21 protein-coding genes are annotated in these 24,319 nt (G+C 71.8%); 16 read left to right on the plus strand and 5 right to left on the minus strand.

The genetic code is table 11. From position 1 onward, the window contains the following. From AB4880_RS22670 to AB4880_RS22705, 8 genes are all read left to right on the plus strand, one after another. The coding region (locus tag AB4880_RS22670) for a methylmalonyl-CoA mutase family protein (RefSeq protein WP_367921493.1) at positions 1–753 on the plus strand (753 nt) is incomplete at its 5' end. After that, positions 750–2,915 (plus strand): methylmalonyl-CoA mutase, encoded by a 2,166-nt coding sequence (gene scpA / locus AB4880_RS22675; RefSeq protein ID WP_367921494.1) that lies wholly within the window; start codon positions 750–752, stop codon positions 2,913–2,915. The genes AB4880_RS22670 and scpA, both read left to right, overlap by 4 nt. A 23-nt stretch (positions 2,916–2,938) precedes the next feature. Continuing rightward, positions 2,939–3,925, plus strand: a complete 987-nt coding sequence (meaB, locus tag AB4880_RS22680; RefSeq protein ID WP_367921495.1) for a methylmalonyl Co-A mutase-associated GTPase MeaB — start codon at positions 2,939–2,941, stop codon at positions 3,923–3,925. A gap of 223 nt (positions 3,926–4,148) precedes the next feature. Further along, positions 4,149–5,255: a ScyD/ScyE family protein gene (locus AB4880_RS22685; RefSeq protein WP_367921496.1), complete on the plus strand. Its 1,107-nt coding sequence runs from the start codon at positions 4,149–4,151 to the stop codon at positions 5,253–5,255. Positions 5,256–5,324: 69 nt separating this feature from the next. Continuing rightward, positions 5,325–6,524, plus strand: coding sequence for an amidohydrolase (locus AB4880_RS22690; protein ID WP_367921497.1), 1,200 nt, complete (start codon positions 5,325–5,327; stop codon positions 6,522–6,524). A 32-nt stretch (positions 6,525–6,556) separates the two neighbouring features. Continuing rightward, positions 6,557–7,051 (plus strand): DUF3060 domain-containing protein, encoded by a 495-nt coding sequence (locus AB4880_RS22695; RefSeq protein ID WP_367921498.1) that lies wholly within the window; start codon positions 6,557–6,559, stop codon positions 7,049–7,051. A gap of 72 nt (positions 7,052–7,123) precedes the next feature. After that, on the plus strand, positions 7,124–8,560 hold the full coding sequence (locus tag AB4880_RS22700; protein ID WP_367921499.1) for a hypothetical protein: 1,437 nt from the start codon (positions 7,124–7,126) through the stop codon (positions 8,558–8,560). Positions 8,561–8,612: 52 nt separating this feature from the next. Further along, positions 8,613–9,566 carry a hypothetical protein gene (locus AB4880_RS22705; RefSeq protein ID WP_367921500.1) on the plus strand — a complete coding sequence of 318 codons (954 nt, stop codon included), beginning with the start codon at positions 8,613–8,615 and terminating at the stop codon, positions 9,564–9,566. Here AB4880_RS22705 and AB4880_RS22710 read toward each other — a convergent pair. The 4 genes from AB4880_RS22710 to AB4880_RS22725 form a co-directional block, all read right to left on the minus strand. Then, positions 9,551–10,840 carry an ABC transporter permease gene (locus AB4880_RS22710; protein ID WP_367921501.1) on the minus strand — a complete coding sequence of 430 codons (1,290 nt, stop codon included), beginning with the start codon at positions 10,838–10,840 and terminating at the stop codon, positions 9,551–9,553. The genes AB4880_RS22705 and AB4880_RS22710 overlap by 16 nt on opposite strands. After that, on the minus strand, positions 10,837–12,069 hold the full coding sequence (locus AB4880_RS22715; RefSeq protein WP_367921502.1) for an ABC transporter permease: 1,233 nt from the start codon (positions 12,067–12,069) through the stop codon (positions 10,837–10,839). The genes AB4880_RS22710 and AB4880_RS22715 overlap by 4 nt, the downstream gene beginning before the upstream one ends. Then, on the minus strand, positions 12,066–13,580 hold the full coding sequence (locus AB4880_RS22720; RefSeq protein ID WP_367921503.1) for an ABC transporter ATP-binding protein: 1,515 nt from the start codon (positions 13,578–13,580) through the stop codon (positions 12,066–12,068). The genes AB4880_RS22715 and AB4880_RS22720 overlap by 4 nt, the downstream gene beginning before the upstream one ends. 147 nt (positions 13,581–13,727) lie before the next feature. Beyond that, the gene (locus tag AB4880_RS22725) at positions 13,728–14,813 is read right to left on the minus strand and encodes a BMP family lipoprotein (protein WP_367921504.1); all 1,086 of its coding nucleotides are present in this window, start codon (positions 14,811–14,813) and stop codon (positions 13,728–13,730) included. A 193-nt stretch (positions 14,814–15,006) separates the two neighbouring features. Here AB4880_RS22725 and AB4880_RS22730 point away from each other — a divergent pair, with 193 nt between their 5' ends. Beyond that, entirely contained in the window at positions 15,007–15,420 is a 414-nt protein-coding gene (locus AB4880_RS22730; RefSeq protein ID WP_367921505.1) for a cytidine deaminase, read from the plus strand. Beyond that, positions 15,417–16,715, plus strand: a complete 1,299-nt coding sequence (locus tag AB4880_RS22735) for a thymidine phosphorylase (protein ID WP_367921506.1) — start codon at positions 15,417–15,419, stop codon at positions 16,713–16,715. Before AB4880_RS22730 ends, AB4880_RS22735 begins: the two co-directional genes overlap by 4 nt. A gap of 10 nt (positions 16,716–16,725) precedes the next feature. On the opposite strand, the gene AB4880_RS22740 is transcribed toward AB4880_RS22735, so the two are convergent. Further along, the gene (locus AB4880_RS22740; protein ID WP_367921507.1) at positions 16,726–18,303 is read right to left on the minus strand and encodes a PucR family transcriptional regulator; all 1,578 of its coding nucleotides are present in this window, start codon (positions 18,301–18,303) and stop codon (positions 16,726–16,728) included. Between the two features lie 83 nt (positions 18,304–18,386). Here AB4880_RS22740 and AB4880_RS22745 point away from each other — a divergent pair, with 83 nt between their 5' ends. From AB4880_RS22745 to AB4880_RS22770, 6 genes are read left to right on the plus strand one after another with little or no spacing between them, the layout of a single operon-like run. Further along, positions 18,387–19,808 (plus strand): NAD(P)/FAD-dependent oxidoreductase, encoded by a 1,422-nt coding sequence (locus AB4880_RS22745; RefSeq protein ID WP_367921508.1) that lies wholly within the window; start codon positions 18,387–18,389, stop codon positions 19,806–19,808. Further along, positions 19,805–20,923, plus strand: a complete 1,119-nt coding sequence (locus tag AB4880_RS22750; RefSeq protein ID WP_367921509.1) for an ABC transporter ATP-binding protein — start codon at positions 19,805–19,807, stop codon at positions 20,921–20,923. Before AB4880_RS22745 ends, AB4880_RS22750 begins: the two co-directional genes overlap by 4 nt. Further along, positions 20,920–22,056, plus strand: a complete 1,137-nt coding sequence (locus tag AB4880_RS22755) for a polyamine ABC transporter substrate-binding protein (RefSeq protein WP_367921510.1) — start codon at positions 20,920–20,922, stop codon at positions 22,054–22,056. Before AB4880_RS22750 ends, AB4880_RS22755 begins: the two co-directional genes overlap by 4 nt. Continuing rightward, positions 22,053–23,033, plus strand: a complete 981-nt coding sequence (locus AB4880_RS22760) for an ABC transporter permease (protein ID WP_367921511.1) — start codon at positions 22,053–22,055, stop codon at positions 23,031–23,033. The genes AB4880_RS22755 and AB4880_RS22760 overlap by 4 nt, the downstream gene beginning before the upstream one ends. Then, the gene (locus AB4880_RS22765; protein ID WP_367921512.1) at positions 23,030–23,896 is read left to right on the plus strand and encodes an ABC transporter permease; all 867 of its coding nucleotides are present in this window, start codon (positions 23,030–23,032) and stop codon (positions 23,894–23,896) included. The genes AB4880_RS22760 and AB4880_RS22765 overlap by 4 nt, the downstream gene beginning before the upstream one ends. Positions 23,897–23,910: 14 nt before the next feature. Next, entirely contained in the window at positions 23,911–24,288 is a 378-nt protein-coding gene (locus tag AB4880_RS22770) for a cupin domain-containing protein (RefSeq protein ID WP_367921513.1), read from the plus strand. Positions 24,289–24,319 lie beyond the last annotated feature (31 nt).

A 24,319-nucleotide genomic window follows, 5' to 3' on the forward strand; every position in this document is an offset into this window, starting at 1 on the left:
GCCAACGGCCGCCCCGACGGCTTCGGCCGCCGGATCGCGCGCAACGTCAACCACCTGCTCATCGACGAGTCGCACGTCGCGGCCGTGGCCGACCCGGCCGGCGGCGCCTACGCCGTCGAGCAGCTCACCGGCGACCTCGCCGCCGCCGGCTGGGCCGAGTTCCAGCGGCTCGAGCAGGAGTGGGAGAGCGGCCACGACTTCGACCCGTTCCGCGCCCGGATCGCGGCCGTCGTCGAGAAGCGCGAGGCCGACATCGCCCGCCGCAAGCGCCCGCTGACCGGCGTCAGCGAGTTCCCCAACCTCGCCGAGACGCTCCCCGAGCGTGCCGCCGACCCGCTCAACGACCGGGTCCGCCGCTACGCCGCCTCCTTCGAGGCGCTGCGTGACGAGCCGGCCGCCACGCCGGTCTTCCTGGCCACGCTCGGCACTGTCGCCCAGCACACCGCACGCGCGACCTTCGTGAGCAACCTGCTCGCCGCCGGTGGCATCGCGGTCGAGGTCGCGGGCGCCACCGCCGGCGTCGACGAGCTGGTCGCGGCCTACCAGGCGTCGGGCCGCTCCTCCGTCGTGTGCCTCGCCGGCACCGACGCCGCCTACGAGGAGTGGGGCGCCGTCGCGGCGTCCGCGCTGCGCGACGCGGGCGCGACCCACGTCATCGTCGCCGGCAAGCCCACGGAGTACGTCGACGACGGCGCGGCGATGGGCGTCGACGCCCTCGCCTTCCTGAACCGCACGAGGGAGAAGCTGGCATGAGCATCCCGAAGAGCTTCGCGGGACTCCCGCTGGCCTCCGACACGACCGCGGACGCCGCGCCGCACGTCCCGACCGGGGAGGGCTGGAAGAGCCCCGAGGGCATCGAGATCGCGCCGTCGTACGGGCCGGCCGACATCGCCGGCCTCGACGCGCTCGACACCTACCCGGGTCTGAGCCCGTTCCTGCGCGGTCCCTACCCGACCATGTACACCACCCAGCCGTGGACCATCCGGCAGTACGCCGGCTTCTCCACCGCCGAGGAGTCCAACGCCTTCTACCGCCGCAACCTCGCGGCCGGCCAGAAGGGCCTGTCGGTCGCCTTCGACCTGGCGACCCACCGCGGCTACGACTCCGACCACCCGCGTGTGCGCGGCGACGTCGGCATGGCGGGCGTGGCGATCGACTCCATCTACGACACCCGGACCCTGTTCGACGGCATCCCGCTCGACCAGATGTCGGTGTCGATGACGATGAACGGCGCGGTCCTCCCGGTGCTCGCGCTCTACATCGCCGCGGCCGAGGAGCAGGGGGTGAAGCCGGAGCAGCTCTCGGGGACGATCCAGAACGACATCCTCAAGGAGTTCATGGTCCGCAACACCTACATCTACCCGCCGGCGCCGTCGATGCGGATCATCTCCGACATCTTCGCGTTCACCAGCCAGCGGATGCCGCGGTTCAACTCGATCTCGATCTCCGGCTACCACATGCAGGAGGCGGGAGCGACCGCCGACCTCGAGCTGGCGTACACGCTGGCCGACGGCGTCGAGTACATCCGCGCCGGCCTCGAGTCGGGCCTGACGATCGACCAGTTCGCGCCGCGGCTGTCGTTCTTCTGGGCGATCGGCATGAACTTCTACATGGAGGTCGCGAAGATGCGCGCGGCCCGGGCGCTGTGGAGCCGGCTGGTCCGCCAGTTCGACCCGCAGAACCCCAAGTCGCTGTCGCTGCGCACCCACTCCCAGACCTCCGGCTGGTCGCTGACCGCGCAGGACGTCTTCAACAACGTCGGCCGTACGGCGATCGAGGCGATGGCCGCGACCCAGGGCCACACCCAGTCGCTGCACACCAACGCCCTCGACGAGGCGATCGCGCTGCCGACCGACTTCTCGGCGCGCATCGCCCGCAACACCCAGCTGCTGCTGCAGCAGGAGAGCGGCACCACCCAGACGATCGACCCGTGGGCCGGCTCCTACTACGTCGAGAAGCTCACCCACGACCTCGCCGAGCGGGCCTGGGCGCACATCCAGGAGGCCGAGGCCGCCGGCGGCATGGCCGCCGCGATCGAGCAGGGCATCCCGAAGATGCGCATCGAGGAGGCCGCCGCCCGCACCCAGGCGCGGATCGACTCCGGCGCCCAGAAGGTCATCGGCGTCAACACCTTCCGGCTGCCGGCCGAGGATCCGCTCGAGGTCCTCAAGGTCGACAACGACGAGGTCTATCGCCAGCAGATCGCCAAGCTCGAGCGGCTGCGCGCCGAGCGCAACGGCGCAGACGTCGAGGCGGCCCTGCACGCGCTGACCCGCTCCGCCGAGTCCGGCGACGGCAACCTGCTCGACCTGGCCGTCGCGGCCGCGCGGTCGAAGGCCACCGTCGGCGAGATCTCCGAGGCGCTGGAGAAGGTCTACGGCCGCCACCAGGCGGTCATCCGTACCATCAGCGGCGTGTATCGCGACGAGGCCAACCTGGCCAACGACGGCGCCGGCGACTCGCTGGTCGCCCAGGTGCGCGAGGCCACCGACGAGTTCGCCGAGGCCGAGGGACGGCGTCCCCGCATCCTGGTCGCCAAGATGGGCCAGGACGGCCACGACCGCGGCCAGAAGGTCATCGTCTCGGCGTTCGCCGACATGGGCTTCGACGTCGACGTGGGCCCGCTGTTCTCCACGCCCGAGGAGGTCGCGCAGCAGGCGATCGACGCCGACGTCCACATCGTCGGAGTCTCGTCGCTGGCCGCCGGCCACCTCACCCTGCTCCCGGCGCTGAAGACCGCGCTGGCCGAGCAGGGCCGCGACGACATCATGGTCGTCATCGGAGGCGTGATCCCGCCCGACGACGTCCCGACCCTGAAGGAGATGGGCGCCGCCTCGGTGTTCCTCCCGGGCACGGTCATCGCGGAGTCGGCGCTCGACCTCCTGGCCAAGCTCCGCGCCGAGCTCGACCACTGACGGCCCCGACGGTCGGATCGCTGATGGATGTGGCGCCCCTTCTCGAGGGGCTGCGCGCCGGACGACGTGCGCAGATGGCTCGGGCCATCACGCTCGTCGAGTCGACGGCTCCGCGGCACCGCGAGGCGGCGCGCGAGCTGCTGACCGCGCTCGCGGCCGACGCGGCGGGCCGCGCGCCCGCCGTACGCGTGGGGATCTCGGGGGTCCCCGGCGTCGGCAAGTCGACCTTCATCGAGTCGCTCGGCGGCCTGCTCACCGCCGCCGGGCACAAGGTCGGCGTCCTCGCCGTCGACCCGTCGTCGGTGCGCACCGGCGGCTCGGTCCTCGGCGACAAGACCCGGATGGCGACCCTGTCCGCCCACCCGAACGCCTTCATCCGGCCCTCGCCCTCCGCCGGCACCCTCGGCGGCGTCGCGCGCGCGACGACGCAGGCGATGTCGGTGCTCGAGGCCGGCGGCTACGACGTCGTCCTCGTCGAGACCGTGGGCGTCGGGCAGTCGGAGGTCACCGTCGCCGGCATGGTCGACACCTTCCTCTTCCTCACCCTCGCCCGGACCGGCGACCAACTCCAGGGCATCAAGAAGGGCATCCTCGAGCTCGCCGACGTCATCGCCGTCAACAAGGCCGACCCGTCCGATCCCGCCCGCGAGCAGGAGGCGCGCGTCGCCGCCCGCGACCTCGCCGGCGCGCTGCGGATGGTGCGCGGCCACGCCGAGTGGGCCCCGCCTGTCGTCACCTGCTCCGGGCTCACCGGGGCGCGGGTCGACGAGGTGTGGGAGCAGGTGCTGATGCATCGCGCCCACCTCGGCGACGACGGGATCGCGCGCAAGCGGGCCGAGCAGCAGCTGGAGTTCACGTGGGCGCTCGTGCGGGACGAGCTGGATCAGCGGCTGCGGCACAACGCGGCCGTGAAGGCGGTGTCGGCGGAGGTGCGGGCCGGCGTGCTGGCGGGGGAGCTGACGGCTCCGCTGGCGGCGGATCGGCTGCTGGCGGCGTACGACGCCGAGTGAGCTGCGGGCCGACCCGGCACAAACTGGCTCGCAAAACGCGCCGACCCGGCACAGACTGGCTCGCGAAATGCACTGACCCGGCGGAAACTTCTGCCGGGTCGATCGTCGGTGGGGATCGCATCAAGCAGGCTCATCGGATCCGCGCCGATCTCTCGGGAGACCCATTGCAAAATTTCCTGCGAAGCCCGGACGCCGCCGCAGATCCCGCGTGACCATCGAGCGCATGTCTCACACCTCCCGAACCTCCCGAATCCCGAGAACCGCCCGCGCCCTCCGCGTCCTCGTCGCGGCGAGCGCCGCCACCGCCGTGACCGGCGCGATGCTCACGCCCAGCTCCGAGGCCGCCGCGCCGCCGGCCGGCAAGACCGTGGCGCAGGGGCTGCTGTCGCCGCTGAGCGTGGCGGTCAACGACCAGGGGCACGTGTTCTACAGCGAGAACTTCGCCGGCAAGCTCCTGGTCAAGCGGCCGGGCAAGGCCGCGAAGGTCATCTACTCCGGCGCGCCGGGCAACGAGGTCGGGGCGATCTCGACGGACGGCAAGGCGGTCTACTTCGTCGACGGGGCCCGCGTGATGAAGCGCAACGCCGCCGGCAAAGTCCGGGCGATAGCCGACATCGGGGCCTTCGAGGCGGCCAAGAACCCCGACCAGATCTACACCTACGGGCCGCTCGGGCTGAGCCCCGAGTGCGCGACGGCGTGGCCGACGGGCGAGGGGGCGCCGCCGAACACCTACAACGGCGGCGTCGAGTCGCACCCGTATGCCACGGCGGTCGACGACGGCACCGTGTACGTCGCCGACGCGGCGGCGAACGCCGTCTTCAAGATCCGCAAGGGCCGGGTCAGCACGGTGGCGCTGCTGCCTCCGGTGACGGTGACGATCACGCCGCAGATGGCAGCGGGGGCGGGGATCCCCGAGTGCGCCATCGGCAAGCAGTACGCCGTCGAGGGCGTGCCGACCGACGTCGAGGTCCACGACGGCAAGCTCTTCGTGAGCAGCCTGCCCGGCGGCCCGGAGGACGGCTCGTTCCCCGGCTCGGTCTACAAGATCAACCCGGTCAAGCACCGGGCGAAGCGGATCGCGACCGGCTTCGTGAGCGCGACCGGCGTGGCCGTCGCCGACGACGGGACGGTCTACGTCAGCGAGCTCTTCGCGGGCAAGGTCACCCGGATCTCGCCGAAGGGCAGGCGCTCGACCTTCCTCCAGGTGCCCTTCCCGTCGGCGGTCGAGGTCGACGGCAAGCGCCTGTTCGTGAGCGAGAACGGGCTGTCCGGGCTGAGCGGACAGCCGGGCGACGTCCCGGCGGGCAAGGTCGTGCGGTACCTGCGCTGAGCGACGCCGCGGGTGTCCGATCCGAGGTCGGACACCCGCGGCCACGCCGTACGGCGTAGGTTGGGGGCCGTGGAACGCCGTGATGCCCTCGGCCTGCTGAGCCTGGTCGCCTCCGTCGTCGACAAGTACGACGACGAGCTGGTGGAGCTGCGCCGCGACCTCCACCGCCACCCCGAGCTGTCCTGGCACGAGCAGCGCACCAGCGACCGGGTCGCCGCCGTCCTCGAGCGGGCCGGCTGGCGGGTCACCCGAATGCCGCGCAGCGGCATCGTGGCCGACCTCGGTCAGGGGACGACGACGGTCGCGCTGCGTGCCGACCTCGACGCGCTGCCGGTCGAGGACCTCACCACCGACCAGTGGCGCAGCACCGTCGACGGCGTCGCCCACGCGTGCGGCCACGACGTCCACGTCGCCTCGCTCGTCGGCGCGGGCCTTGCGCTCGCGGGGCTCCACGACCAGGGCCTGCTCAACGGGCGGATCCGGCTGCTGTTCCAGCCCGCCGAGGAGGTCATGCCCGGCGGGGCGATGCACCTGATCAGCCACGGCGCGCTCGAGGGCGTCGACCGGATCTTCGCGCTCCACTGCGACCCGTCCGTCGACGTGGGCGCGGTCGGGCTGCGCTCCGGACCGATCACGAGTGCGGCCGACCGGATCGACGTCCGCCTCGAGGGCAACGGCGGCCACACGTCCCGCCCCCACCTCACCGGCGACCTGACCTTCGCGCTCGCCAAGATCACCAGCGAGCTGCCCGCCGTCCTCAGCCGGCGGATGGACCCGCGCGCCGGCGTCAGCGTCGTGTGGGGCATGCTCCGCGCCGGCTCGGCGCCCAACGTGATCCCCGACCACGGCATCGCCAGCGGTACGGTCCGCATCCTCGACGCCGAGGCGTGGGCGTCGTGCGAGGCCGTCGTCCGCGAGGCGGTCCTCGACATCGTCCGCCCGTACGGCGTGACCGCGTCCGTCGACTACCTCCAGGGCGTCCCGCCCGTGGTCAACGACCGGCTCAGCGTCGCGATGATCGCCTCGGCCGCCGACGAGCTGCTCGGCCTGCACCACCGCACCGAGGTCGAGCAGAGCCTCGGCGGCGAGGACTTCGGCTGGTATCTCGAGCAGGTCCCCGGCGCGATGTTCCGCCTCGGCACGCGGACGCCGGGCGGCCCGCGCTACGACCTCCACCAGGGCGACTTCCAGGCCGACGAGGCCGCGGTCGGGTTCGGTGCGCGGATGCTCGCCGGGGCGGCGGTCAACGCGCTCGCGCAGTCGTCGTAGGGTGGCGGCTCCTTACTCGGAGGGAGCCCCCCATGAACCTGCGCACCCGCGCCCTGACCGGCACCGCCCTGGCGGCCGGTCTCACCACCGCCCTCGCGACCACCCTCGCGCCCGCCCCGGCGCACGCGGCGGTCCAGGTCGACTGCTCGCACGGACCGGTCGTGCTCACCGAGAGCACCGAGACCTACGCGCTCACCGGCGCCTGCAGCGAAGTCACCGTCACCGGCAGCAATGTCGTCGTCACCCTGGCCGGCGCGTCGACGATCACCGTGACCGGCAGCAACGACCGGATCGCGGTCGCCGGCGCCGTCGGCCGCGCGCGACTGCTCGCGGCCAACAACCACCTGACCGCGCGCTCGGGCGCCCTGGTGAAGGTCCGTGGCTCCAACAACCGGGTCGTGCTCACGCGCCTGAAGCGCGTCGTCGTCCGCGGCGCCAACAACCTGGTCCGGGTCCGCAAGGGCGCCACCGCGGTGAAGGTGCGCGGGGCGAACAACGTGATCCGGGTGCATCGCCGCACGCGCTGACACGGTGTTTGTCGGCGCGGGGAGCGGGTAGTCGGCTCGCGTCGGTAGTCGGCCTCGGACTCGGGAGATGTGGTGCTGGATTCTGGTGGTGGCGGTGGTGGCAGTGCGGTCGGTTCCCTCAGCGGGCTGATCGCGGCGGCGGCCGCGAAGGCCGAGCTGATGCACCTGGGATGGACCGAGGAGGGCGACTACCGCCTGTCGCGGAGCTTCGAGACGGACGGCAGTCCGAGCGATCCCGTCCATGCCCAGGCACGGGTCGAGGTCGACACCTACTCGGGTCAGTACACGACCGAGTGCGTCGGCCCGGGCGCCTCCATCTCGAAGGACAACTGGGTCGAGCAGGCGACCGGCGTCGTCAAGAAGTGGGGCCCGAAGATCGACGACCTGTTCACCCGGTGGCGCGACCTCCCGAGCCGCTACACCTCCGGCCCTCTCGTCGCGTGGGGAGCCAAGGAGCTCAACTTCGACCCGACCAACCCCACGTCGGTGAGCGACGACGCCGGCAGCGTCAACAGCCGACTCGCCGGTGACCTCGAGCGGCTCCGGAGCCGCGCTCGTGAGCTGACCGGCCAGTACGCGAAGATGTTCGCCGACTACTACGTCAACGACCTCGGTACGACGATCCAGGCCCAGGACCGGCTGCTCGCCGCCCTGGCGGTCGCGAGCACCGCCCAGGGCGAGGTGTGGGGACGGGCCGAGCACGACCTGTTGACCTTCCAGCAGGATGCGCTCAAGGCGATGGAGTCGTCGGGGCCCGCAGGCGGTCCCGACTCCGGGGTGGTGCTCGGGCTGACCATCGTGGGTGCGCTGGCGGCGGCGCTCGCGGCGGTGCCCACCCTCGGCGGCTCGACCGCGCTGTTCGGTGTGATCAGCGCCGGCGCGGTCATCGGCGCCGGGGTGGAGGGCGCGAAGAAGGCGAAGACCGACTTCGCCGACCTCCCGCTCGGGGCGAGCCATCCCGACCAGGTCTTCACCCACATGGACGACGCCCTCAAGCGCCTGAACCGCGAGATCCGCACCCAGGAGCAGGGCATCCAGGACTTCCTGGTGAAGTTCAAGAGGTTCGCCGACAGCGGCGCCTGTGAGCTGGCGCGCCCGGAGCTCAACAGCGCCCCCGCGGGGGAGGTGCTCAGCCCGCACCAGCCCCTGACGGTGGACAAGCGGGCGATCGCCGAGATCACCGAGCTGTGGCTGCCGTCGGTGGCCGGCGACCTCCGGCAGGCCGAGCGCTACCTGGTCATCACCGTCAACGACGGCTTCCACCGCGGCACCGACGTGGGCGTGGCGCCCGACGGCGCCTGGACCGAGTACGACGCGCTGCAGTCCCGCGCGTCGCAGCTGTTGACGAGCACGGCGGCGGACCTCGAAGGTGCGGCTGACAAGCTGGAGCAGGCCGCGCGGCTGATCGGCATGACCGACGACCAGATCAGCGACCACTATCGCGGGATCGAGAAGCAGGTGGAGGACCGCAATCTCAACGACACCGACGATGTCCGCCCGCTCCTCTGAGACGTCCCGGAGCCTCCGGAGGGGACGGGCCGCCGCCGCGGTCGCGACCCTCGTGGCGACCCTGGCCGCGGGCTGCTCCTCGCCCCACGCGGGCGTCGTGGCCGACGCCCGGCCGGGGAGCGTCACCGGCCGGACGCTGTGGGCCCAGCTGCCCACGGGGCGGCTCACGCTGACCGTGGGGGAGCCGGTCACGACCATCCCGGGCGACGAGGTGGTGGGTGGCAAGGACGTCCGCGCCGATGACGGCCGATCCTTCGTCCCCGTCGAGATCACCTACCACGACCGTGTCGGAGTGCCCTGGAACGCCCCGGTCGCCTCGCGCAAGAGCGCCGACCCGGCCGCGTTGACGAAGGTCGCGCTGGTGCTCGGCGGCGAGGCCCACGCGCTGGAGCTCCCCCGTGTCACGACGCGCTCGTACGTCGAGACGACGAGCGCTGATGCGAAGCGGTCACCTGCGCTGAAGGTCGACTTCGACGGCGTCGCCCAGAGTGTCGACGCCGCGGGCAAGCGCGTGACGGGCGAGGCGGCGGGGCTCTACACCGCGAGCACCCGCCGTTCGCTCGTCTCCTGCGGTCGTCACGACGCGACCCGGCCGCCGGGTGCGCCGCGCGCACTCGGCCGCAGATGCGACTACGACCTGTGGGAGTCTCCGTGGCTGGCCGGTCGCGGATGGGCGTTCGAGAAGCGCCCCGGGACGACCTGGGTGGTCGCGACCGGCGACGTCCTCCTTCGGCCCGACGAGCTCCGCCGCGGTGCGCGCACCTGCTCGCCCGATGAGCTCACCGGCACGCTGCGCCTGCAGGTCGACGGCGCGAGCCTGACCGACGACCTCGTGCACCAGCAGCTCCAGCCGCCCGGCTTCGGGCGGCTGGTCGCGCAGGACGCCTTCCTGCTGCCACCTGCCACCGACCACGAGCTGGAGCTCACCAGCACGTGGCGCTGCCGAATCGCCGGTCGGACGGTCGAACAGACCTTCGTCGACCGAGCCGCTCAGCCCTTGCGGTAGGGGACGCCGTCGGCGGCCGGCGCGCGGGACGCCCCGACCAGACCGGCGACCGCGACGATCGTGACGACGTACGGCAGCATCAGCATGAACTGGCTGGGCACCGGTGAGCCGAGGACCGACAGCACGCCCGACAGGTTGGTCGCGAAGCCGAAGAGCAGGGCGGCGAGGGTGGCGCGGATCGGGTCCCAGCGGCCGAAGATGACGGCGGCGAGGGCGATATAGCCGGCGCCGTCGGTCATCTCCTGGCCGAACTGCGGCACCGCCACCAGGGTGTACGTCGCACCGCCGGCGCCGGCGATCAGGCCGGCGATGAGCAGCGTGGTGTAGCGGGTGCGGTTGACCTTGATGCCGACGGTGTCGGCGGCCTTCGGGTGCTCGCCGACCGCGCGCACGCGCAGGCCCCACTTGGTGCGGTAGAGCGCCCAGGCGGTGACGCCGACGGCGACGTACATCAGGTAGACGAGGATCGTCTGCCGGAAGAGCACCGGGCCGATGACCGGGATCTGGCCGAGCACCGGGATCGCGATCCGGGAGAAGTGGTCGGGCGCGTTGAGCTTGTCGGGGTTGTCGGCCATCACCTGGCTGAACAGGAAGCTGGTGATGCCGACGACGAGCACGTTGAGGACGACGCCGACGATGACCTGGTCGACGAAGTAGTTGATCGCGAAGAATGCCAGCACCAGCGCGACCAGCATGCCGGCGAGCATCGCGGCGACGAGGCCGCCCCACGGCGAGCCGACGAGGGTGCCGAACATGGCCGCGGCGAAGGCGCCGAACAGCAGCTGGCCCTCGATCGCGATGTTGACGACGCCCGCGCGCTCGCCGAGCACGCCGCCGAGCGCCCCGAACACCAGCGGTACGGCGAGGGCGATCGAGCCGCCCAGCAGCCCGATCACGGGCACGCTCTGACCGGCTGCGGCCCACGCGAGGAAGCCGATCATGGCGAGGACGGCGAAGAGCGCGATCAGCCACAGCGGCGTCCGGCGTCCGCGGCTGACCAGGAGGGCCGACGCGGCGGTGAGCGCCGCGAGCAGCACCACGACGGTCGTGACCGTGGCGGTCGAGGGCACCGTGATCTCGGGCAGGTTGAAGAAGTCGGTGTCGACGGCGAGCCGGAATCCGGTGTCGCCGGAGCGCGCCTTCAGCGCGACGAGCAGCGCGACCGCCAGCGTGACGATGCCGAGCATGATCGGCGCCTTGATCGCCGTACGCAGCGGGATGACGTCGGGTTCGCCCGCGACGGGGACCGGGACCTTCTCGGTGGTGGTGCTCACGCCGTCGCCTCCTTCGGGAGTCGGAAGATCGCCCGCACCAGCGGGGGAGCGGCGATGAACAGGACGATGAGGGACTGGATGACCAGCACGATCTCGACCGGGATGCCCTGGGCCGCGGCCATCGAGAAGCCGCCCGCCTTCAGCGCGCCGAACAGCAGGCCCGCGGCGAGGATGCCGAGCGGCCGCGACCGGCCGAGCAGGGCGACCGTGATCGCGTCGAAGCCGATGCCGGCGTCGAGGTCGACGGTCACGCCGCTGGTCGACGTGCCGAGGATCTGGTTGACGCCGGCCAGGCCGACCAGTGCACCGGCGATGAGCATCACCGTGATGTAGGTGCGGCCCACGTCGATGCCGGACGCCCGGGCGGCCGACGGGTTCTCGCCGACGGCGCGGAACCGGAAGCCCATCGCCGACTTGTTGAGCAGCCACCACACGAAGGCGACCGCGGCCAGCGCGATGAGGAAGCCGGCGTGGAGGCTGAAGGTGTCGCCGAGCAGCTTGGGCAGGATCACCGAGTCGGGCATCGGCTTCGACTTCGGGTTGAGCGAGCCGGGCGCCTGGAGCAGCCCCTGCTTGGAGAGCGCGTAGAAGACCAGGTAGTAGCCGACGTAGTTGAGCATGATCGTCACGATCACCTCGTGCGCGCCGCTCTGCGCCTTGAGGAAGCCGGCGATGCCGGCCCACAGCGCGCCCGCGACGGCGCCGGCCAGGATGGCCAGCGGCAGGTGGACGACGAGCGGCAGGTCGATGCCGATGCCGACCCAGCCCGCGGCCGCGCCGGCCAGCAGCATCTGGCCGCGGCCACCGATGTTGAACATGCCGGCGCGGAACGCCAGGCCGACGCCGAGACCGGCGAGGATCAGCGGCGCCGCGAAGGTCAGCGTGTCGGACAGCGGCCGGATCCGGGCCTGGAAGCCCTCGACGTTGGTGTTGTAGATCGAGCCCTGGAAGAGCGCCGTGTAGGCGTCGGAGATCGACGTCCAGACGGCCGAGAAGAAGTCGCTGGGCCGGGCGCCGATGTAGCCGGCGGTCTCGCGCACGGTCGGGTCGGTCAGCAGGATCATCAACGAGCCGACGATCATCGCGAGCAGGACCGACAGGACGGCGACCAGCGCGTTGCCCATCGCGATCTCGCGCAGCACGCCGTGCCAGCGGCTGGGCTCGCGGGGCTCGGGGTCCGGGGCGGCCTGGGGCTCCTCGGACACCTGGGTCTCGTCGTTGGTGCTCACGCGCCGATCCCTTCCGGTCGCTCGCCGGCCATCATCAGACCGAGGGTCTCGCGCGGGGTGTCGGCCGGCACGATGCCGACCACCTGGCCGCGGTAGAGGACCATGATCCGGTCGGAGAGGGCGACGATCTCGTCGAGCTCGGTGGACACCAGGAGGACGGGCACGCCCGCATCCCGGGTGGCGACCACCTGCTTGTGGATGAACTCGATGGAGCCGACGTCGACGCCGCGGGTCGGCTGGGCCGCGACCAGGAGGCTCAGGTCGCGCGACAGCTCGCGGGCGACGACGACCTTCTGCTGGTTGCCGCCGGAGAGCTGCTCGGCGCGGGCCTGGATGCCGGAGGCGCGTACGTCGTACTCGACGAGCTTCTCCTGGGCGAAGTCCTCCAGGTAGCCGGTGCGCACCGTGCCGGCCGACACGAACGGCTTGCCGTGGCTGCGGTTGAGCATCAGGTTCTCGGCGATGGTGAAGCCGCCGACCAGGCCGTCGACCTGACGGTCCTCGGGCACGAAGCCGACGCCGGCGTCGAGCACGTGGCGCACCGAGCGGCCGACGAGCTCCTTGCCCTCGAGCTTGATCGAGCCGTGCACGTGGCTCTCGAGGCCCATGATCGCCTCGGTGAGCTCGGTCTGGCCGTTGCCCTGGACGCCGGCGACGCCGAGCACCTCGCCACGGGCGATGGAGAAGCTGATGCCGTCGAGGTGGACGTGGCCGGTGTCGTCGGTGACCTTGAGGTCGCGGACGACGAGCGCGTCGTCGCCGGGCTTGGCCGGGTCCTTGTGGACGGTCAGCTCGACCGGGCGGCCGACCATCAGCGCGGCCAGCTCGGCGTTGGTGGCGGTGGGGGAGGCCTCGCCGACGACGGCGCCGCGACGGATCACGGTGATCCGGTCGGCGATCGCGCGGACCTCGCGCAGCTTGTGGCTGATGAAGACGATGGCGGCGCCGGACGCCCGGAGCTGACGCATGATCTCCATCAGCTCGTCGGTCTCCTGCGGAGTCAGCACCGCGGTGGGCTCGTCGAAGACGAGGATGCGGGCGTCGCGGGAGAGCGCCTTGATGATCTCGACGCGCTGCTGGACGCCGACGGGCAGGTGCTCGACGAGGGCGTCGGGGTCGACGTCGAAGCCGAACCGCGCGGAGATCTCGCGCACCCGGGCGCGGGCGGCGTCGATGTCGAGGGTGCCGGCGAAGCCGGTCGCCTCGTTGCCGAGCATCACGTTCTCGGCGACGGTGAAGACGGGGACCAGCATGAAGTGCTGGTGGACCATGCCGATGCCGGCGGCCATGGCGTCGCCCGGGCCGGACATCTTCAGCGGCTCGCCGTCGAGGAGGATCTCGCCCTCGTCGGCCTGGTAGAGGCCGTAGAGGACGTTCATCAGGGTCGACTTGCCGGCGCCGTTCTCGCCGAGGAGAGCGAGGATCTCGCCCTGGTTCACGGTCAGGGAGATGCGGTCGTTGGCGACCAGCGACCCGAAGCGCTTGGTGATGCCCCGCAGTTCGAGCGTCATGATGGCGATCCTCTCCGAGGTGACGGCCAGATGCCAGTGAATGGTTCGGAACACGCCGGTAACGACAGTCCGGGGGAGGTCGGCCGCGTGGCCGACCTCCCCCGGGCGTTGCGTCGCCGCGGGCGCGGTGTCGCTACTGCCTGGTGATCACTGCGCGTTGAGGTACGAGTTGACCTTGATGGAGCCGTCGATGATGCCGGCCTTCACCTTGTCGAGCTCGCCGGGCAGCGCCGGGTTGATCTTGCTCTCGAAGTTGTGGAACGGAGCCAGGCCGACGCCGTTGTTCTCGAGCGTGCCGATGTAGGAGTTGGGGTCGAAGTTGCCCTTGCCGGCAGCCAGGACGGCCTCCATGGTCGACTGCTTCATGTTCTTCAGGATCGACGTGAGCACCAGCGGGCGGGTGTTGGGGTCGGTCTCGTAGAAGTCGGCGTCGACGCCGACCAGGGCGATGTCCTTGCCCGAGTCCTTGATCGCGGTGAGCGCGCCCTGGTAGATCGGGCCACCGACCGGCAGGATCACGTCGGCGTTCTGGTCGAGGATCTGCTTGGCGGTGTTGGTCGCCTTCTCGTTGGCGTCGAAGCCACCGGTGAAGACGCCCTTGTTGTTGCCCTCCCAGCCGACGAGCTTGACCTTCTTGCCCTTCTCCTTGTTGTAGTAGTCGATGCCCTGCTTGAAACCGTCCATGAAGATCGTGACGGTCGGGTACGGCTGGCCGCCGTAGGTGCCGACGACGCCGGTCTTGGTGTAGTCGGCCGCCGCGTAGCCGGCGAGGAAGGCCGCCTGCGCCGTGTTGTAGAGGATCGGCTTGATGTTCTCGGCGTCCTTCTTGCCGTTGAAGTCGTTGTCGGCCGCGTCGTCGATCAGGATGAAGTCGATCTTCGGGTTGGCCTTGGCCGCCTCGACGGTGGCAGCGGAGAGCGCGAAGCCGACGGTGACGATGGCGTCGCAGCCCTGGTTGACGAACTGGTTGATCGCCGGGGTGTAGTCGTTGGCCGTCTTCGACTCGAACTGCTTGGAGTCGGCGCCGAGCTCCTTGGCGGCGTCCTTGAAGCCCTCGTAGCTCAGCTGGTTGAACGAGTGGTCGTCGAAGCCACCGGCGTCGGAGACCATGCAGGGCAGGAAGTCGGTCTTCGCCCCCGCCTTCTTCTCGGGCGCGCTGCCGCAGCCGGCCAGGGTCGCGCTCGCCACGAGCGCCACGGCGGCGACCGCCGACGTCTTCTTCCAGGTCTTCACAGAATGTCCTCCAGGTCGACGCCCCGCTCCCGGGGCAGGGAGATGTGCTGGTACTCGGGTGCATCCTGGACCACGCACCGCAGAACGGGAAGCGCATTCGTGGAAACGGTTATCAACTTGGGACATTTCTCGTTCACCCGGACGTCGGCGGAAGATCCTCGCGTGCGGCCTCCGCGACGGCTAGCGTGACCGGGTGGTCGACTGGGACTCCCTGAAGCAGGCGGCGACCGACATCGCCGCCCGCGCCTACGCGCCGTACTCCGGCTACCGGGTGGGCGCCGCGGCGCTCGCCGACGACGGCCGGCTGGTCGTCGGCTGCAACGTCGAGAACGCGGCGTACGGCGTGACGCTGTGCGCCGAGTGCGGGCTCGTGTCGCAGTTGCACGCCAGCGGCGGCGGCCGGCTGACGCACTTCGTGTGCGTCAACGGGCTGGGCGAGGTGATCATGGCGTGCGGGCGCTGCCGGCAGCTGCTGTGGGAGAACGGCGGGCCGTCGCTGGAGGTGCTGACGCCCCGCGGCGTGCTCACCATGGACGACGTCCTGCCGCAGGCGTTCGGGCCCGACGACCTCGAACACGTGGCCGAGGCTGGTACAAACGCACCGTGAGCAACCAGCCCGCCCCGCACGACGCCGTCGAGGTCATCCTCACCAAGCGCGACGGCCGCACCCTGACGACCAGTCAGATCGACTGGATGGTCGACGCCTACACGCGCGGCGCCGTCGCCGACGAGCAGATGTCGTCGCTCGCGATGGCGATCCTGCTCAACGGCATGGACCGCCGCGAGATCGCCGACTGGACCGCCGCGATGATCGCGTCCGGCGAGCGGATGGACTTCTCCTCGCTGTCGCGGCCTACCGCCGACAAGCACTCGACCGGCGGCGTGGGCGACAAGATCACCCTGCCCCTGGCGCCGCTCGTGGCGGCCTGCGGCGTCGCCGTACCGCAGCTGTCGGGGCGGGGCCTCGGCCACACCGGCGGCACGCTCGACAAGCTCGAGTCGATCCCCGGCTGGCGGGCGGCGCTCTCCAACGAGGAGATGCTGGCGCAGCTCGACTCGATCGGCGCGGTGATCTGCGCGGCCGGCGACGGCCTGGCGCCCGCCGACAAGAAGCTCTACGCGCTGCGCGACGTCACCGGGACGGTCGAGGCGATCCCGCTCATCGCGTCGTCGATCATGAGCAAGAAGATCGCCGAGGGCACCGGCGCGCTGGTGCTCGACGTCAAGGTCGGCAGCGGCGCCTTCATGAAGGACGTCGACAAGGCGCGTGAGCTCGCCGAGGTGATGGTCGCGCTCGGCACCGACGCCGGCGTCCGCACGGTCGCGCTGCTCACCGACATGTCCGTGCCGCTCGGGTTCACCGCCGGCAACGCGATCGAGGTCGCCGAGTCGGTCGAGGTCCTCGCCGGCGGCGGCCCCGCCGACGTGGTCGAGCTGACCCTCGCCCTGGCCCGCGAGATGCTCGCCGGCGCCGGCCGCGACGACGTCGACCCGGCAGAGAAACTCGCCGACGGCTCCGCGATGGACGCCTGGCGGGCGATGATCTCCGCCCAGGGCGGCGACCCGTCCGCCCCGCTGCCCGTCGCGCGCGAGCAGCACGTGGTCACCGCGCCCTCCGACGGCGTCCTGACCCGCCTCGACGCGCTCTCCGTCGGCATCGCCGCCTGGCGCCTCGGCGCCGGCCGCGAGCGCAAGGAGGACCCGGTGCAGGCCGGCGCCGGCGTCGTCTGGCACGCCCGCCCGGGCGACGAGGTCACGGCGGGCGAGCCGCTGTTCACCCTGCACACCGACACGCCGGAGCGGTTCGAGCGGGCGCTCGCGTCGCTCGACGGCGGCTACGAGATCGCCGCGACCGGGACGTCGTACCCGCCGCAGCCGCTGATCATCGACCGCGTCAGCTAGGCCTGGTCGGCTAGCGGCCGCGGTCGTAGGCGAGGAGCGCCACGCCCAGGGCGAGGAAGGAGTCGGGGTCGGTGAGGTCGACGCCGAGGACGTCCTCGACCTGGGCGAGCTGCTTGTAGAGCGCCGGGCGGCTGCGGTGGGTGGCGGCGGCGAGGCGGGTCTTGTTGCCGCCGGCGGCGACGTACTGGCGCAGCAGGCCGACGAGGTCGGTGCCGCGTGCGCCGTCGTGGGCGAGCAGCGGGCCGAGCTCGGCCTCGGTGAACGCCTGCACCCGCGGGTCGTCGTGGAGCAGGGCGATCAGCCCGTGCAGCCGTACGTCGGCATTGCGGAACCATCGCCGTCCCGGGCGGCGCAGCGCGGCCGCGACCTCGGCGACGTGGCCGGCGAGCGCGAGCGACGTCCCCGCGGCGAGGACGCCGGCCGCCGGCTCGCCCACGCCGACCACCAGGTCGTTGGCGAGTGGGGCGGTGAGCCGGTCGAGCAGCTGCTCCGGGTCGCCACGGCCGATCGCCGCCAGGACGCCGATCTGGTCGAGGCGCAGGCTGCCGACGAGGGCGGGGGTCTGGGTGCGGGCGGCGGCGTCGACGACCTGCTCGACCACGCGCCGGGTGCGCTCGTGGCGCGCGACCGGGTCGTCGGCGGCGGCGTCGAGCCGATGGACGACGAGCGGCAGGTAGAGCGCGGCCTCGGGGAGTCCGAGCGCGCCGGCCCGGGCCGCGGCCTCGCCCTCGGTGGCGATCCGGCCGAGGGAGAGCTCGGTGAGCAGGCCGCCGTGCGCGGAGGTGACCAGGCCGGCCCGGTCGCGCTCGGCCATCCGGCCCAGCTCGAGCGCCTGGGCGGCGCGTTCGAGGACCATCGCGAGCAGGTCCTGCCCGCTCCCCGGATCCGGTACGACGAGCCGCGCCCAGGCGCGCCCCTGGCCACCGACCGGCGTGGTCATCCAGCCCTCCGGGCCGGTCACGCCGGTCTCGGGGAGCGCCGCCGCCTGGCGTGACCGCTCCTCCCAGCGGGCCAGCAGCCGGGCGGCGGGACGGCCGCGGGCGGCGTAGGCGAGGACCCGTCGGGAGAGGTCCTCGAGCACCACGGAGAGGCCGCACAGGTCGGCCGCGGCGGTGACGATCCGCAGCGCGTCGGCGCTCTCGAGGCTGAGCGCGGTGAAGGTCTCGTGGGTGGAGCGGGCGAAGTCGACGAAGGCGTACTGCTCGGCGACGATCGCGCGATGCACCTCCTCGGTGATGTCGACGAAGCGCACCTCGGCGTGCAGCGCGATCAGCGGGAAGTCGACGGCCCGCGCGGCGGTGATCGCCGCGTCGGGGATGGCGGGCAGGCCGGGGCCGAGCTCGACGACCAGGCCGGCGGCGTCGGCCTCGACCAGCCCGGTCACGAAAGACTCGGCGCCGTCGCCGACGAGGGGCAGGCCGGTCGAGAGGATCAGCTCGCCGCCGGTGAGCAGCCGGGCGAGGTCGGTGATCTCGACGACGTGCACCCAGCGCACGCCGCGGTCGAGGTGGCGCCGGCCGGACAGCAGCTGCGGGCGGCCCTGCTGCACGGCGGGGGAGTCGAGGATCGCGCGCAGGGTGGGCAGCATGGTGACGAAGCGTAACGATTCACGCTGAACTGGTGACACTTCGTCCCTAGTCACGCACCACCGGATTCGCGAGGGTGGGACGCGTGCCCCCCTCCTCGCCCGGAACCGTCTTCTCGCGCACGCCGGCTCCCCGGGCCGCGGTCGACCATGCCCTCGCGTCGGTCCGCGACGCCTGCTTCTGGCTGGAGGACGTCCCCGGCCGGACGACGTACCCGAGCCTGACCAGGTCGCTCGACACCGACCTGCTCGTCGTGGGCGGCGGCTACTGCGGGCTGTGGACGGCGATCGTCGCCAAGCAGCGCCGGCCGGAGCGGCGCGTCGTCCTGATCGACGCGGAGCAGGTCGGCTGGGCCGCGTCCGGCCGCAACGGCGGCTTCTGCGCGGCGAGCATCACGCACGGCGAGGAGAACGGCCGCTCCCGCTGGCCCGGCGAGTACGACGAGCTCGAGCGGCTCGGCCTCGCCAACCTCGACGCCATCGAGCAGACCGTCCGCGACTTCGGCATCGACTGCGACTACGAGCGCACCGGCGAGCTGGACGTGGCGATCGAGCCGCACCAGGTCGCGGAGCTGCGGGCGAGCGGCGCCGAGGTCATCGAGGCCGAGGAGCTGCGGAAGATGGTCGACAGCCCGACCTACCTCGCCGGCGTCCTCGACCCGGACGTAGCGATGGTCCACCCCGCCAAGCTCGCGGTCGAGCTGGCCCGCGTCGCCGCCGAGCTCGGCGTCGAGATCTTCGAGCACACCCGCGCCACGGGCATCAGCGGCGACGGCCGCTCCGGCCCGGTGCGGGTCGCGACCGCCCGCGGCACCGTGTCGGCGCAGCGCGTCGCGCTCGCGACCAACGTCTTCCCGAGCCTGCTCGCGCGCTATCGGATGCACACGATCCCGGTCTACGACTACGCGCTGATGACCGAGCCGCTCACCGCCGACCAGCTCGCGTCGATCGGCTGGGAGGGCCGCCAGGGCGTCGGCGACATGGCCAACCAGTTCCACTACTACCGGATCAGCCGCGACAACCGGATCCTGTGGGGCGGCTACGACGCGATCTACCACTGCGGCCGCAAGATGCGCCCGGAGTACGAGCAGCGGCCGGAGACCTACCGTCGCCTCGCCGAGCACTTCCTCACCACCTTCCCGCAACTCGAGGGGATCCGGTTCAGCCACCAGTGGGCGGGCGCGATCGACACGTCGACGCGGTTCTGCGCCTTCTTCGGGCTCGCGCTGCAGGGGCGGGTCGCGCACGCGGCCGGCTTCACCGGCCTCGGCGTCGGCGCGACCCGGTTCGCCGCCGAGGTGATGCTCGACCGGCTCGCCGGCCTCGACACCGAGCGCACCCGGCTGGAGATGGTCCGGCGCAAGCCGCTGCCCTTCCCGCCGGAGCCGGTCGCGTCGATCGGCATCAACGCCACCCGCTGGTCGCTCGACCGTGCGGACCACCACGCCGGGCGCCGCAATCTGTGGCTGCGCTCGCTCGACGCCATGGGACTGGGGTTCGACTCGTGACCATCACCGACCCGGCCACCGCGCCGGCCACCACGACGTCGCCCGTCGTCTCGCTGCGGGGCATCGTCAAGGAGTTCGGCGCCCAGCGCGCCGTCGACGGCGTCGACCTCGACATCGCGCAGGGCGAGTTCCTGTCGCTGCTCGGCCCGTCCGGCTGCGGCAAGACCACGCTGCTGCGGATGATCGGCGGCTTCGAGGAGCCGGACGCCGGCGACATCCTGCTCGGCGGGACGTCGGTGGTGGGCGTGCCGCCGCACCGCCGTACCGTCAACACGGTCTTCCAGGCCTATGCGCTCTTCCCGCACATGAGCGTCGCGCAGAACGTCGCCTACGGGCTGCGCCAGCGCAAGACCCCGCGGGGCGAGATCGCCAGCCGGGTCAAGGAGGCGCTGCGCCTGGTGCGGATGGAGGAGTACGCCGACCGCCCGCCCCGCAAGCTCTCCGGCGGCCAGCAGCAGCGCGTCGCCATCGCCCGCGCGATCGTCAACCGGCCCGACGTGCTGCTCCTCGACGAGCCGCTCTCGGCGCTCGACCGGCAGCTGCGCGAGAAGATGCAGGTCGAGCTCAAGCTGCTGCAGCGCGAGGTCGGCATCGCCTTCGTCTTCGTCACCCACGACCAGGGCGAGGCGCTCGTGATGAGCGACCGGATCGTCGTCATGAGGAGCGGCCGGATCGAGCAGGTCGGCTCGCCGCAGGAGATCTACGAGCGGCCCGGCAGTGCCTTCGTCGCGTCCTTCGTCGGCACCCAGAACTTCGCCGACGCGACGCTGCACGACGGCGGTGTCGCCGAGAGCGCGGCCACGCGGTTCTCGCCGCTGCCTGGGGCGCTCACGTCGTACGGCGTGGGCGACGGGCTGCGGCTCGCCCTGCGCGCCGAGGCGGTCCGGGTGAGCGCCGACGAGCCCGCTCAGCCGACGAACAAGATCGCCGGCCGGCTGGCCGGGACGTCCTTCCTGGGCGGCGAGATCCAGTACGTCGTCATCGGCTCGGACGGGCAGGAGATCTTCGCCCGCACGCCGCTGCGCGACGCCGCCGACGTCCGCGCGGGCGACCACGTGTGGTGCTCGTGGGCGCCCGAGTCGGTGCTCGTCTTCCCCGCCGGGGCGCAGCGTTGAGGGTCCTCGCGCCGCGCGCCGCCGTACCGCGGCTGAGCCGGCGCGCCCTGCTCGGGGGAGCGACCGTCGTCGGGGTCGGCGCGCTCGCCGGCTGCGGACGCCGTAGCTATGCGCCGACGGCGGCGCCCGACGGCAGCCCGGAGAGCCGGCTCAACATCTACTCGTGGGGCGACTACGACGACCCCGAGAACATCAAGCGGTTCGGCAAGGAGCACGGCTACACCGTGCAGCTGGACGCCTTCGCGTCCAACGAGGAGATGATCGCCAAGCTCGGCACCGCGCGCGGCACGAGCGGCTACGACATCGTCGTCCCGACCGGCAGCTATGTGCCGCAGATGGTCGCGAACGGGATGCTCGCGCCGCTCGACCTGTCGCTGATCCCGAACTTCGCGAACCTCGAGGCCGACGCGCACAGTCGCACCTGGGACCCGCACAACCGCTACGTGATCGCCAAGACCATCGGCACCACCGGCTTCATCTACGACCGGGCGCGGATCAAGCGGCCGATGACCTCGTGGGCCGACTTCGTCGCAGCGGCCGGCGACGAGGCGAAGGGCGCGGTGTCGGTGCTCGACGACCCGTTCGAGGTGGCGGGGATCTACCTGGCCTCGCACGGGCACGACCTCAACACCACCGACCGCGCGGTGCTCGCGGAGGCGCGGCGATTCCTGGTGAAGGACTTCGCGAAGCGGATCCGCAACTTCAGCTCGGACCCGTCGCAGAACATCGTCCAGCGCGACTTCGCGCTGATGCAGTGCTACAACGGCGACGCGCGGCTCGGCATCGGCGAGAGCGACTACGAGCACTGGCGGTTCGTGTACCCGACGCCGACCGCGAACCTCTGGATGGACACCTGGGCCATCGCCGCCGGCTGCCAGCACCCCGACAACGCCCATGCATGGATCAACTTCATGCTCGAGCCGGAGGTCGGCTACCGCGACATGGACTACAACGGCTATCCGACCGGCCTGAAGGGGCAGCGGGAGCTCGCCGTCCGGCGCGACGTCGACATGGTCGACCTGGTCTTCCCGCCCGCGGAGGTGATGAACCGGCTGACCGCCGGCGTCCTCACCGAGGCGCAGGCGACGCTGGTCGACATCCTCAACGAGGTGAAGGCGGTGGCGGGCGCATGAGCGGACGTGGCAGCGGACGTGGCGGCGGGCGTGGCGGCGGGCGTGGCGGCGGGCGTGGCTCGTGGACGTCGTTCCCGGTGTGGGCGTGGCTGCTGTTCTTCGTGTTCATCCCGCTGGGGCTGGTCGCCTGGTACAGCTTCGGCGACAAGCCCGGCCTGTTCTCACCGGTGTCGAACGAGCACCTCTCGCTCGGGCGGTACGGCGAGGCCCTCACCGGCACCTTCCTGCACACCTTCTGGAACACCCTCGAGATTGCCGGGGTCGGCACCGCGCTGTGCCTGCTGATCGGGGTGCCCTTCGCGTACTGGATGGCCGTCCGCACCAGCCCCAAGGTCCGCGGCCTGCTCGTCGCGCTGGTGCTCGTGCCCTACTGGACCAGCTTCCTGGTGCGCACCATCGGCTGGCAGATCGTGCTCGCGCCGAACGGCTTCCTGTCGCACGTGCTGCAGCAGCTCCAGCTCATCGACGGCCCGCTGTCGGTGCTCTACACCCGCGGCGCCGTCCAGCTCGGCGTGGTCTACAACTACCTGCCGCTGATGATCCTGCCGCTGTACGTCGCCTTCGAGCGGACCGATCCTGCCCAGCGCGAGGCCGCCCGCGACCTCGGCGCCGGACGCTGGCGGACCTTCTTCTCGGTCACCCTCCCGGACGCGCTGCCCGGCCTCGCCGCCGGCTGCCTGCTGGTGTTCATCCCGCTGATGGGCGACTACATCACGCCGTCCGTGCTCGGTGGGGCGCGCGGCAACATGGTCGGGCAGATGGTCGCGCAGCAGTTCGAGAGCGCGCAGAACTGGGCGCTCGGCGCGGCGATGGCGTTCGTGCTGATGGGCTTCATCATCGCGACGGTGGTGGTCGTCGGGCTGGTGTTCCTCGCGGTGCGGGGACTCGTGCGGTACCGGCGGCGGATCGATCTCGACGCCGTCGAGCCTGACGTCTCCGCGCTCGACGGAGCCGGGCCGGAAGGGGTGGCGGCATGAGCGCTGCTGGTGTCGTCGGCACCGCCGTACGGCGGCGGCGGGACCCGGTGGGCGTGGCCTTCTGGCTGCTCGGGCTCGCGGTGTTCGCGTTCCTGTTCGCGCCGATCGTGGTGATCGTCATCTACTCGTTCAACGACGGGCGGCTGCTCGGCTCGTGGCACGGGTTCGGGTTCGACGCCTACCGCAACGCGGTCCACAACGCGACCATCCGCGACGCCGTACGGATCTCGCTGCTGTCGGGCGTGCTCGCCGCCGTCCTGGCGACGGCGCTGGGCACGGTGGGCGGCGTCGTCCTGGCGCGGGTCAGGAGCCGGTGGGCGCTCGGCCTGACCGCCCTGCTCGCGATCACCCTGGTCACGCCGGAGATCATCGACGCGATCTCGATCCTGCCGTGGTTCGTCACGCTCGGCACCGACGGCCACGTGCCGCTGCTGAACAACGGACTGGTGCGCCTCGTCGTCGTCCACACGTCGGTGGCGCTGGCGACCGTGACGTTCATGGTCCGCGCCCGGATGGCCGGCATGGACGCCGCGATCGAGGAGGCCGCCGCCGACCTGTACGCCACCCCCTGGAACCGCTTCCGCCAGGTCACCCTGCCCATGGCGAAGCCGAGCATCCTGGCCGGCGCGCTGATGGCGTTCACGCTCAGCCTCGACAACACGGTGGTGTCGTCCTTCGTGGCGCTGCCGGGCTCTACGTCGTGGCCGGTCTACCTGTTCGGCACGCTGCGGACCGGGCCGCGCCCGGAGGTGGCCGCCGTCTCCACGCTGATGCTGCTGCTCACCCTGGGGGCGCTGGCGCTCGTCGCCGTCGTACTGCGGCGGGGTGGGGAGCGGGATCTCGCCAGCGCACTGGCGGGGTGAGGGTCGTGCGATCGATGGAGGCACCGATGGAGGAGCGGATGGACGAGATCGACGAGACGGACGAGCGGATGGGCGAGCGGATCGTGGACGCGCTGGGCGTCGAGGTGCCCCACGAGCCGGCGACGGACGTCGTCGCCGGGACGCCCACGGTCGGGGTGGTCGAGCTGGAGGCCTTCCGGGGCGTCGAGCTGGGGATCTGGGAGATCACGCCGGGCGTGGTGCGGGATGTGGAGGCGGACGAGGTGTTCGTCGTACTCGAGGGGGAGGGGACGGTTCGCTTCGCCGACGGCGAGGTGCTGGAGCTCCGGCCCGGGTCGCTGGTGCGGCTGGTCGAGGGGGAGCGGACCGAGTGGGAGATCCGGACGCGGCTGCGGAAGGTCTACCTCGCCTGAAGCCGACCCGGCAGAAACCAGCCCGCAAAAT

This window comes from Nocardioides ginsengisoli (genome assembly GCF_039537225.1).
GTDB lineage: Bacteria > Actinomycetota > Actinomycetes > Propionibacteriales > Nocardioidaceae > Nocardioides > Nocardioides ginsengisoli.